The organism is Streptomyces sp. SID11385, assembly GCF_010548245.1.
Classification (GTDB): domain Bacteria; phylum Actinomycetota; class Actinomycetes; order Streptomycetales; family Streptomycetaceae; genus Streptomyces.
In genome coordinates, this window is the sequence record NZ_JAAGLR010001023.1 from 1 (window position 1) to 10,827 (window position 10,827).

At 70.7% G+C, this 10,827-nt stretch carries 9 protein-coding genes and 2 pseudogenes; 9 read left to right on the forward strand and 2 right to left on the reverse strand.

Annotated elements, in window-relative coordinates; all coding sequences use genetic code 11:
• Window positions 1-254 (forward strand): annotated as a pseudogene (locus G3I42_RS31450) (serine/threonine protein kinase); the annotation flags it as partial.
• A gap of 236 nt (window positions 255-490) precedes the next feature.
• Window positions 491-1,738 (forward strand): serine/threonine-protein kinase, encoded by a 1,248-nt coding sequence (locus G3I42_RS31455; RefSeq protein ID WP_164291094.1) that lies wholly within the window; start codon window positions 491-493, stop codon window positions 1,736-1,738.
• A gap of 38 nt (window positions 1,739-1,776) precedes the next feature.
• On the opposite strand, the gene G3I42_RS31460 is transcribed toward G3I42_RS31455, so the two are convergent.
• Complete coding sequence (locus G3I42_RS31460) at window positions 1,777-2,637, reverse strand: LLM class flavin-dependent oxidoreductase (protein WP_164291095.1); 861 nt, start codon at window positions 2,635-2,637, stop codon at window positions 1,777-1,779.
• 79 nt (window positions 2,638-2,716) lie between these two features.
• Here G3I42_RS31460 and prfB point away from each other — a divergent pair, with 79 nt between their 5' ends.
• The 4 genes from prfB to G3I42_RS31480 all read left to right on the forward strand — a co-directional run bounded on the left by prfB (window position 2,717) and on the right by G3I42_RS31480 (window position 8,067).
• Window positions 2,717-3,832 carry a peptide chain release factor 2 gene (gene prfB, locus G3I42_RS31465; protein ID WP_164291096.1) on the forward strand — a complete coding sequence of 372 codons (1,116 nt, stop codon included), beginning with the start codon at window positions 2,717-2,719 and terminating at the stop codon, window positions 3,830-3,832.
• Window positions 3,833-3,975: 143 nt separating this feature from the next.
• Window positions 3,976-4,404, forward strand: a complete 429-nt coding sequence (locus G3I42_RS31470; RefSeq protein ID WP_164291097.1) for a HEPN domain-containing protein — start codon at window positions 3,976-3,978, stop codon at window positions 4,402-4,404.
• A complete protein-coding gene (locus tag G3I42_RS31475) occupies window positions 4,401-7,067 on the forward strand; it encodes a ParA family protein (protein WP_164291098.1) in 2,667 nt (888 codons plus the stop codon). The genes G3I42_RS31470 and G3I42_RS31475 overlap by 4 nt, the downstream gene beginning before the upstream one ends.
• A gap of 283 nt (window positions 7,068-7,350) precedes the next feature.
• Complete coding sequence (locus G3I42_RS31480) at window positions 7,351-8,067, forward strand: LPXTG cell wall anchor domain-containing protein (protein ID WP_164291099.1); 717 nt, start codon at window positions 7,351-7,353, stop codon at window positions 8,065-8,067.
• Window positions 8,068-8,135: 68 nt separating this feature from the next.
• On the opposite strand, the gene G3I42_RS31485 is transcribed toward G3I42_RS31480, so the two are convergent.
• Complete coding sequence (locus G3I42_RS31485) at window positions 8,136-8,336, reverse strand: hypothetical protein (RefSeq protein ID WP_164291100.1); 201 nt, start codon at window positions 8,334-8,336, stop codon at window positions 8,136-8,138.
• A 242-nt stretch (window positions 8,337-8,578) separates the two neighbouring features.
• Here G3I42_RS31485 and ftsE point away from each other — a divergent pair, with 242 nt between their 5' ends.
• The 3 genes and pseudogenes from ftsE to G3I42_RS31500 form a co-directional block, all read left to right on the forward strand.
• Window positions 8,579-9,268: a cell division ATP-binding protein FtsE gene (gene ftsE, locus G3I42_RS31490; protein ID WP_164291101.1), complete on the forward strand. Its 690-nt coding sequence runs from the start codon at window positions 8,579-8,581 to the stop codon at window positions 9,266-9,268.
• Window positions 9,269-9,325: 57 nt separating this feature from the next.
• Window positions 9,326-10,243 (forward strand): permease-like cell division protein FtsX, encoded by a 918-nt coding sequence (gene ftsX, locus G3I42_RS31495; RefSeq protein ID WP_164291102.1) that lies wholly within the window; start codon window positions 9,326-9,328, stop codon window positions 10,241-10,243.
• A 345-nt stretch (window positions 10,244-10,588) separates the two neighbouring features.
• Window positions 10,589-10,827 (forward strand): annotated as a pseudogene (locus G3I42_RS31500) (peptidase S41); the annotation flags it as partial.

Here is a 10,827-nt window from a genome sequence, read left to right on the forward strand (position 1 = left end):
CCGAGGCCCCGCCCCGCCGCGAGCCGCGACCCCCGCGCGAGCCGCGCCGCCGCAGCGCCAACCCGATGCACATCCCCGGCCTCGGCTGCCTCAAGGGCTGCCTGTTCACCGTGGTGATCCTCTTCGTGGTCGGCTGGATCGTGTGGGAGGTGAGCCCGCTCCAGGACTGGATCGGGACGGGCAAGGGCTACTGGGACCAGCTCGGCAGCTGGATCAAGGAAGTCTCGGGCTGGTTCTCGAAGCTGAACGGGTAGCGGAAGAGGTTCTGCGGGCGAGTTCAGCGACAAGTCGACAATCGGTGGACGTCTTCGGCCGCCGAACCGCCGCAAAACCGGACCGATCGCCGCCCCGATGTGGCGCGAAGGGCGATCCTGGGCACGGAAGACCCCAGGACGCGCGTAACTTTGCGCATCGTCGCATCGCCACGACTTTGCAAACGTCGCAACGCCACGCCCCGGGCCGTGCCGGGGCCCGACCTGTCGGAGCAGTTTTGGCACGCAAGATCGGCAGCCGGTACACCGCACACCAGCTCCTCGGGCGGGGCAGCGCGGGGAGTGTGTGGCTCGGCGACGGACCCGAGGGGCCCGTCGCGATCAAACTGCTCCGCGAGGAGCTGGCGGCGGACCAGGAACTCGTCGGCCGCTTCGTCCAGGAGCGCACCGCGCTGCTCGGCCTCGAACACCCCCACATCGTCACCGTGCGCGACCTCGTCGTGGACGGCAACGACCTCGCGCTCGTCATGGACGCCGTACGCGGCACCGACCTGCGCACCCGCCTCGACTCCGCCCACCGCCTCGCCCCCGCCGCGGCGGCGGCGATCGTCGCCGACATCGCCGACGCGCTCGCCTTCGCGCACAAGGCCGGGGTCGTGCACCGCGACGTCAAGCCCGAGAACATCCTCCTGGACATGTCGGGCACCCCCGGTCGCGCGGGCGAACACCCCGCGCTCCTCACCGACTTCGGCGTCGCCAAGCTCATCGACAGCCCTCGCTCCACGCCCACGGGCCGCAGCACGAAGATCATCGGGACGCCGGACTACTGCGCCCCCGAGATCGTCGAGGGCCTGCCGCCGCGCGCCGCCGTCGACATCTACGCGCTCGCGACGGTCCTGTACGAGCTGCTCGCGGGCTTCACGCCGTTCGGCGGCGGCCACCCCGGGGCGATCCTGCGGCGGCACGTGACGGAGACGGTCGCGCCGCTCCCCGGCATCCCCGAGGAGCTGTGGCAGCTCCTCCTCCAGTGCCTCGCCAAGGCCCCCGCCTCGCGGCTGCGCGCCTCCGAACTCGCCGAGCGGCTGCGGGAGATGGCGCCGCTGCTCGACAGGCTGCCCGCCCTGGAGGTGGACGAGCCGCAGCCGGAGCCGGAGGACGGGCCCGGCGAGGCGGTGGCCGAGGAGGCGCCGAGCGGGGTGCAGCGGGGCGCGGTGTCGCTCGTACCGAACGCGCCGGGGAAGGACTCGGGGCGGGACACGCACACGAGCATGCGGGTGCCGGGGGTGGACGAGCTGTCCGGCGGCGCGCACGGGACGGCGCGCGTCCCGCGCGCTCCCGGGGCGCCCCGGCCGGGGTCCGCCCGGGCCCGGGAGACGGCGCTGCGGAGGCGGCGCGTGCGGACGGGGATCGGGGCGGGGGTCGCTGTGGTGATACTCGCTGTGGCCGGGTGGCTGGTGGCGGGCGGGGACGACAGCGACTCGGGGGCGGAGCAGACGGGGACCGCGGCCGTGACCTCCGGTGGGTGAGCGGATTTCCGGGGGCGCTGCCCCCGGACCCCTGCTCCTCAGTCGCCGGAGGGGCTGACAGCCGCCCTCACCGCCGGGGCCACTTCCTCGCCCAGCTTTCTGAGCGCCGCCTCGTCGTCGCCTCCCACGATGAAGCCGCTGATGCCGTGGTCCGTGGCCAGTTCTGTGAGGAAGTCCACGGTCGCCTGTTCCGGCTTCATGATGTTGAGGAAGCGGCGGATCTCGTTCGGGTCCCGGCCCGCCTCCCGCGCCGCCTCGTCGATGCGGGCGTTCATCGCGGGCAGGGCCGCCGTGCCGCCCTTGAGGTAGTCGTACGAGGGGAGCCAGCCCGTGGCGAGGCGGCCGGTGAGGGCGAGCATGCGGGGGCCGTACGCGCCGACCCAGACGCCGATCTCATGGGCCGGGCGCGGGCCGCGCTTGGCGCCGTCGGCGGCGTAGTACGTACCCCGGTGGTGGACGCCGCCGCGCTCCCCGGTGTTCCACAGCTCACGGATCAGGGTGATCGCCTCGGCGAGCGCGTCCACCGATTCGCCGGGCGGCAGCCCCCGGCCGCCCATCGCCACGACCGCGTCGCGGAAGCCGCCCGCGCCGATGCCCAGCTCGAAGCGTCCGCCGCTGAGCAGGTCGAGCGTCGCCGCGGTACGGGCGAGGACGGCGGGCGGGCGCAGCGGCAGGTTGGTGACGTTCGCCGCGAGGCGGACGCGCGTGGTGCGGGCCGCGACGAAGGCGAGGAGGGCCTGCGTGTCGAGCAGCGCGGGCTGGTAGGGGTGGTCCTGGAAGGTCACGAGGTCGAGCCCCGCGCGCTCGGAGGCCACCGCGAGCTGGACGACCTCGGCGGGGCGGGCCGAGGAAGGGGTGACGAAGGAGCCGAAGAGGAGGTCGTGCCCGTAATCGGTCATGCGCGTCACCCTGCCACGCGCACCCCCGACAGGGGGCGGGCTTCGCCCGAGCCCCCGCCGCCCGGTTACCCTGATGGACGTGGCAGTCGTCGATGTATCCGAAGAGCTCAAGTCCCTGTCCTCCACCATGGAGTCGATCGAGGCCGTCCTCGACCTCGACAAGATGCGGGGAGAAATCGCTTCCCTGGAGGAGCAGGCAGCGGCTCCGTCGCTGTGGGACGACCCCGAAGCGGCCCAGAAGATCACCAGCAAGCTGAGCCACCTCCAGGCCGAGGTCCGCAAGGCCGAGGGCCTGCGCGGGCGCATCGACGACCTGGGCGTGCTCTTCGAGCTGGCCGCCGACGAGGGCGACGCGGACACGCAGGAGGAGGCGGAGCAGGAGCTGGCCGCCGTGCGCAAGGCGCTCGACGAGATGGAGGTCCGCACCCTCCTCTCCGGCGAGTACGACTCCCGCGAGGCCGTCGTCACGATCCGCGCCGAGGCCGGGGGCGTGGACGCCTCCGACTTCGCCGAGCGCCTCCAGCGCATGTACCTGCGCTGGGCCGAGCGGCTCGGCTACAAGACGGAGCTGTACGAGACGTCCTACGCCGAAGAGGCGGGCATCAAGTCCACGACCTTCGCCGTGCACGTCCCGTACGCCTACGGCACCCTCTCCGTCGAGCAGGGCACCCACCGCCTCGTCCGCATCTCCCCCTTCGACAACCAGGGCCGCCGCCAGACCTCCTTCGCGGGCGTCGAGGTGCTGCCCGTGGTCGAGCAGACCGACCACATCGAGATCGACGAGTCCGAGCTGCGCGTCGACGTGTACCGCTCCTCGGGCCCCGGCGGCCAGGGCGTCAACACGACCGACTCGGCCGTGCGCCTGACCCACCTGCCCACCGGCATCGTCGTCTCCTGCCAGAACGAGCGCTCGCAGATCCAGAACAAGGCGACCGCGATGAACGTCCTCCAGGCGAAGCTGCTCGAACGCCGCCGCCAGGAGGAGCAGGAGAAGATGAACGCCCTCAAGGGCGACGGCGGCAACTCCTGGGGCAACCAGATGCGCTCCTACGTCCTGCACCCCTACCAGATGGTCAAGGACCTCCGCACCGAGCACGAGGTCGGCAACCCCGAGGCCGTCTTCAACGGCGAGATCGACGGCTTCCTGGAGGCCGGCATCCGCTGGCGCAAGCAGCAGGAGCAGCAGGAGGGCTGAGCGCGCTGCGGGTGCCGGAAGCGGGTCGTTCGTGGAGAGCCGTGCGAGTGCGGCTCTCCACGAACGGCCCGCTTTTTCGTCGATTGGTCCACCTCCCGGGACGCCGCCATTAAAGTGCGGAGAGACCACGGAGGGGGCAGAGGGTGTACCAGGATCCATGTACGGCCGCGGACTGGGAGGACGTGGCTCTTGAGCGCCGCTCCGACGCGCTCGCGCTGCACCACGCCGGGCGGCACGTCGCCTGTCTGTACCACCTGGGATTCACCGCCGAGTGCTTGGCGAAGGCACTGTGCGTCGCATACGGCAAGAAGGTCCCCAAAGGACGCGACGGACACAACATCCCTGTCATCGTGGCGAGTGCGGGTTTCCGTCTGACCGGCCTGTCCGACGAGACATTGGCTTTTCTGGCCGACCGGGACGTCAGCCTCCGCTACCAGGCCACTCTGGCGCAGGATATCCACATCGAGACCCAGATCAAGGCCGCGGCCGAGTTCGTGAAGTGGTGCACGCGCTACCTTCGCCCGCAATCGGAACGGCGTGCCGCACGGGCGCAGAGGAAGGACGGAGCGTGACACAGGCACAGGAAGCAGCACGCATGGAGGCGGTGCTGCGGGAGGAGTTCGGGGAGCGGGTCCGCGTGGCCGCGAGCCCGTTCTCCGGCGTTCGGGTCAAGGTCATCTCCGACGGCTTCGAGCGGCTGCCCCCCCGAGCCCGGCGCGAGCGCGTGGACGTTTTGCTGCCCGGTGCGCAGATCCTCGGCTACGACCTGCTGACACCCGACGAGGCATCCTTCTTCGGCGAGGAAGAGCTCAGCAGTGCCTCCTTGGAGGTCGAAGAGCTTCCGCTGTGGCCCGAAGCTCTCGCCCAAGGCGCGGCCGAAGAGATCACCGTGCGCTTCCCCTCCGATAATTTCGGCACGCTCGGTGCCCCGGTCGTCTCGACGTTCTACTCGCTGCGCGGCGGGGTGGGGCGTTCCACAGCGCTCGCCCACACCGCGCGAGCCATCGCGGGGCAGGGGCTGACGGTGCTGTGCGTCGATATGGACCTGGAGGCGCCCGGTCTCGCCGCACTCTTCGAGGTCGAGGACGAGGTGGCCCCCGGCACAGGTGTCGTTCCACTCCTCGCGGGGGCGGAGGTCAGCGGGCGGATCGCCGACTTGGGCAACCACATCCTGCCGGTGGCAGAGAGCCGGGGACTGTATGTTCTTCCCGCCGGGCGCCCCGACGCCGAGTACGCCCGCATGTTGTCCCACCTCGACCCCATGGCTTGGTACGGGGAGGGCGAAGTCAACCCGCTCCGCCTGCTCGTGGAGAAGATCAAGGAACTCCCCGAGAAACCAGACGTCGTCCTGATCGACTCGCGCACCGGGATCAGCCCACTCGCCGCGCCCCTGCTCTTCGACGTCTCCGACATCAACGTCATCGCCTTCTACCCCCACCCCCAGGCGAAGGCCGGCACGCGGGCGCTCACGCGGGCTCTGCTCGCGGCGAAGTCGTGGCGCGGCGACCCGGAGCAGCCCTGTACGCCGGAGGTCCGCTTCATCGTCTCCCCGGTTCCAGCGGCCCCCGAGCTGCGCGCACGGTACGAGGAGAGGGCGCAGAACTGGGTCGGGGAGTGGCTTTCGGTGGCGCGCACCGAGGAGGGCGGCCCGGCGTTCGAAGCCCTGGACGAGATCATCCAGGTCGTCAGCTATCAGGAAGTCCTCGCCGTCTCCGACTCCGTCATGCGGGTTCGGGAGGACTTTGGTGACTTCGCCGCCGTCGCGGAGTGGATCACCGGACTGGTGGAGCCTCGGGACGGCCTGGGCGCGGTGGCGGAAGAACGCGAGGAGCCCACCAAGGCCGAGGTATTGGACAGTCTTCAGTTCGCGGGCGAGACGGCGGAGAACCAGGATCTCGCTGAGCTGACAGCCACCTTCCTCAGCACCGCGGACGTCGACAAGGCGTTGAGTACGGACACCCCGCTCGTCATCGGGCGCAAGGGCACGGGGAAGACGGCGGTCTTCCGCGTACTGGCGTCCCAGGAAGCCCCTTCGGTGGTGGTGACGGCACCGTCCGGCATGGCCGAGCAGTTCGGCTGGACGCCCGGAGTCCGCTTCTACGCCGGGCTGGAATCCCAGATGCGCGAGCGCGGGCTGCCCTGGGGCGCCGTGTGGACGGCCCTCGTCGCCCTCGCCGTGCTCCGGGTCAGGCCGGACGAAGTGCCGAGGCCCGGCTGGGTGGATGGTGAGCTGAAGACGGCCGCTTCCGGCGACCACAACGTCGGCACCGCCACGCTCGACGACCTCGCCCTGCTCTTCAACGACTCCCGGGCCGCGCTTCGCGTGGAGGAGTGGCTGCAAGATATCGACCGAAGTCTTACCGAGGAGTGCGTACTTCTCTTCGACGGCCTCGACACCGGATTCGGCGGCACCGACGAGGAACGCCACCGGCGCAGCGACGCGGTGGCCGGGCTGCTCACAGTGGTCAATGAAGTGGGGCAGAACCTGCGCCATCTCAGGTTCAAGGTGTTGCTCCGCGAGGACATCTGGCGCGAGGTCAAGCTGCCCAACAAGTCGCATCTCCAGGCTCGTTCGGTGCGGCTCGCTTGGGAGAACCAGATCGACTACCTGCGTATCGTCATCAATCAGGCATGGCGTTCGGATCCGTATAAGCGCTTGGTGGCGGGGCAGCTCACCCTCAGGGACCCCAAGCCGAAGCGCAAGGGATTCGATCTGGAGACACCGGTCGAGTACTGGCCGGAGGACTTCGTTCGCGAGGCGTGGAGAGTGCTCGTCAGTGAGCGGATCTCGGGTGGCAAGACGGCGTACACGGATCGCTGGGTCTGGGCGCGCCTCGCCGATGCGAACGGCGACCACTCGCCCCGCGCCCTCGCGCAGATCATGTCCAAGGCCTTGGAGAAGGAGAAGATCCTGGAGGAGGGCTCCCCGTATTCGCGTTCCCTCATTCGCCCCAAGGCGCTCGTCGAATCCCTTGACCACGTCAGCGTGGCTGCTCTGGATGCCCTGCGAAGCGACGAGTTCCCCGAACTCAATCCTTTGCTGCGAACTCTGGAACTGATCGGGACGACGCCGTTCGACGCGGTAAGGCTCCAACACGCTGATCCGGACCAGGTCAGACTTGCTCGCGAAGTGGGACTCCTTGAGGGGGTGTCGGGTAGCGGCGGGCTGGAGCGTTACCGAGTCCCCGAGCTCTACCGCAAGGCTCTGAACATGGGGCGCAAGGGACAAGCCTGAGCCCGGCGGTGAGGAATGATCCCCCTGCGGCAACTTCCCTTTTTCGCCAGGGGAGTTGCCGCAGTTTTTCTTACGGGAGTCTTCACAGTCCCAAAGCGGTACGAAGGCGGGCGAGGCGCTCTTAAGGCGCTTGACGTGTCTGCGGCGGGCCGGGAGGGTGGCGGGTGGCATGCGCGTTTCTGGGGCGTGTGCGCACGGGGGCACGATCCAGGAGGCCCCCTGTCCGCGCGACCCCTCGCGTCGTCCCACGTACGTACGTATCGCTACTGGGGGTAGTTAGCACATGACGAACAGAATGCGGGTCCGCGTGGCGCGGGTCGCCGCGGGTGCCGCCATCGCGGCCGGGGCGTCCCTGTCGGCCGCGGGCGCCGCACACGCCGTCGCCTTCAACGGCGACAACACGGAGCCGACGGTCGGGGCGACCGACCCGACGGACCCGGGCACCGACCCGACCGACCCGGGTACGGACCCGACCGACCCGGGCACGACGATCCCGACCGATCCGCCGACCGACCCCACCGACCCGGGCACGGACCCGACGGACCCCGGTACGGACCCGACGGACCCGGGCACCGACCCGACGGACCCCGGTACGGACCCGACGGACCCGGGCACCGACCCGACCGATCCGGGTACGGACCCGACGGACCCGGGCACCGACCCGTCCGACCCCGGTACGGACCCGTCCGACCCCGGTACGGACCCGTCCGACCCGAGCACCGGGCCCTCCGACCCGAGCACGCACCCCAGCGACCCGGGCACCCAGCCCTCCGGCGCGGCGTCCTCGCCCGCCGCGGGCGGCGGCAACGGCTCCACCGGTGCCGGGCCCGACAGCCTCGGGCAGCAGCCCGTGGAGCAGGGGGCGCCGAAGGACGAGCTGGCCGAGACCGGCGCGGCCGACACGACCTTCCTGGTCCTCGGCGCCGCGACCATGATCGCGGGCGGTATCGGCTTCCGCTTCCTGCCCCGTCTCACGGGCCGCGGCGGCCACACCGCCTGACGACGACGGCGGGGGCCGGGTGCGCACGCACCCGGCCCCCGCCGTTTCCTCACGCGATCTCCACGCGGTCAGGCGAAGCGCTCGGCGAGCACCACCACCGCCGCCACGCACGCCACCAGCAGGGCGAGCAGCACCGGCGGGCTGAGCTGCGAGAAGGGCGACTGCCCCCGCGCCTCCTTGAGCCGCTCGCGGCTCGCGCGGCACACCGGACAGCGGCCCTCGCTCACCGGAGCGGCGCAGTTCGCGCACACCAGTCGGTCGTAGGTCATGCGCTTCATCCTTCCGGCCGGGCCGTACCTCTCCACTGTGCCAGGTCCCGGCCGCCGTGGCGCGGGCGCGGGCGTACGCGAGGCACGCGGGGCCCGGCGGGCCCGTACCGCCGCCCGCTTTGCCCGCGATCGTGCCCGGAACGGCGGATCGTCCGCGCGCGAGCCCGGGACGGTGTCTGCGCGGCGCCCCCGGGGTCGCGTATGGTCACGCTCACCTACCCCCGGCGATCCGTGGTGTTTTCGTGATCCGATTCGACAACGTCTCCAAGACCTACCCCAAACAGACCCGCCCCGCACTCAGGGACGTCTCCCTGGAAGTCGAGCGCGGCGAGTTCGTCTTCCTCGTGGGGTCCTCGGGCTCGGGGAAGTCGACCTTCCTGCGGCTGATCCTGCGCGAGGAGCGCGCGAGCCACGGGCAGGTCCACGTCCTCGGCAAGGATCTCGCCCGCCTGTCGAACTGGAAGGTGCCGCAGATGCGCCGCCAGCTCGGCAACGTCTTCCAGGACTTCCGCCTGCTGCCCAACAAGACGGTCGCGCAGAACGTCGCCTTCGCGCAGGAGGTCATCGGCAAGTCGAAGGGCGACATCCGCAAATCGGTGCCGCAGGTGCTCGACCTCGTCGGCCTCGGCGGCAAGGAGGACCGGATGCCCGGCGAGCTGTCCGGTGGTGAGCAGCAACGCGTCGCCATCGCCCGCGCCTTCGTCAACCGGCCCAAGCTCCTCATCGCCGACGAGCCCACAGGGAACCTGGACCCCCAGACCTCGGTCGGCATCATGAAGCTGCTCGACCGGATCAACCGGACCGGGACCACCGTCGTCATGGCGACGCACGACCAGCAGATCGTCGACCAGATGCGCAAGCGCGTCATCGAGCTGGAGAAGGGCCGCCTCGTCCGCGACCAGTCCCGCGGCGTCTACGGCTACCAGCACTGACCCCCGGCGTCCGCGGGCCGGCCGTCCCGCGGACGCCTTGAGTTCTGAAAGGACGCCATGCGCGCCCAGTTCGTCCTGTCGGAGATCGGGGTCGGTCTCCGGCGCAATCTCACGATGACCTTCGCGGTGGTCGTCTCGGTCGCCCTCTCCCTCGCCCTCTTCGGCGCCTCGCTCCTCATGAGCGACCAGGTCGACTCGATGAAGGGCTACTGGTACGACAAGGTCAACGTGACCGTCTACCTGTGCGGCAAGAACGACGTCGGCGAGAGCCCGTCGTGCGCCAAGGGGGCGGTGACCCCCGAGCAGCGCCAGCAGATCGAGACCGACCTCAAGAAGATGCCCGCCGTCCAGACGGTCGCGCACGAGACGGCCGACCAGGCGTACAAGCTGTACCAGAAGGAATTCAGCCGCTCGCCGATCGCATCCCAGCTCACCCCGGACCTCATGCCGGAGTCCTTCCGCGTCAAGCTCAAGGACCCGAAGGACTACGACGTCATCGCGACCGCCTTCAAGGGGCGCGCGGGCGTGCAGTCGGTCCAGGACCAGAAGAGCATCCTCGACAACCTCTTCGGACTGCTCGACGGCATGAACTGGGCGGCCCGCGCGCTCATGGCCCTCATGCTCGTCGTCGCGCTCATGCTGATCGTGAACACCGTCCGCGTCTCGGCGTTCAGCCGCCGCCGCGAGACCGGGATCATGCGGCTCGTCGGCGCCTCGGGCTTCTACATCCAGGCGCCGTTCATCATGGAGGCGGCGGTCGCCGGGCTCATCGGCGGGATCGTGGCCTGCGGAATGCTCGTGGGCGGCCGGTTCTTCATCATCGACGGCGGCCTCGACCTCTCCTCGAAGCTCAACCTCATCGAGTTCATCGGCTGGGGCCCGGTCATCGAGAAGCTGCCGCTCGTCCTCGCGACGAGCATCGTGATGCCCGCGCTCGCCGCGTTCTTCGCGCTGCGCAAGTACTTGAAGGTCTGAGCCGCCGCACGGTTCGAGGGCTTCCGGGCGCCGCACGGTCACAGGCCGTGCGGCGCCTTCGTGCGTGCGGCGCCTTCGCCGGGCGGGCGGCGTTCCCGGTACGCGCCTTCGCGCGGCCCCTCCGCCACTAGGGCCTGTCGTCAAATTCCCGTCGTCGCCCGAAGGGCGGCCGTGCGGCGTCAGGCGCGTGCTCTCGGCGTGCCGCCCCCAGGCCCTCGTACTGGACGTACTTGGGTCTGGGAGCGGTGCGGCGAGCGGGGGCACCTCCCGGCCGCCAGGCTGGGGGAGCGTGCATGGCGTCGCACGGCAGACGGGAATTTGACGACAGGCCCTAGACTCCCCGCCATGCCCGAGAGCCCCCGCGTGCCGAGACCCCGCGCCGGGCAGGGCTTCCCGCTCGCCGCGCCGCTGCTGCTCGCCGCCGTGCTCGCGGCGGGGCTGCGCGGGGGGTGGCTCCCGTCGTACGAGGCGCAGCAGACCCGTACCCCCGAGGGCGCCTCCGCCGTCTCCGGGGCCCGCCTCGACGGCGCCGTGCGCTCCGCGCTCGCGCGGGGGCGGTCGGGGACCGAGGCCGCACGGGCGCT

What these genes read in the sequence shown, in the direction of transcription:
- ftsX (WP_164291102.1), top strand. Translation starts at nt 9,326, where the DNA reads ATGCGCGCCCAGTTCGTCCTGTCGGAGATCGGGGTCGGTCTCCGGCGC.
- G3I42_RS31460 (WP_164291095.1), bottom strand. Translation starts at nt 2,637, where the DNA reads ATGACCGATTACGGGCACGACCTCCTCTTCGGCTCCTTCGTCACCCCT.
- G3I42_RS31485 (WP_164291100.1), bottom strand. Translation starts at nt 8,336, where the DNA reads ATGACCTACGACCGACTGGTGTGCGCGAACTGCGCCGCTCCGGTGAGC.
- G3I42_RS31480 (WP_164291099.1), top strand. Translation starts at nt 7,351, where the DNA reads ATGACGAACAGAATGCGGGTCCGCGTGGCGCGGGTCGCCGCGGGTGCC.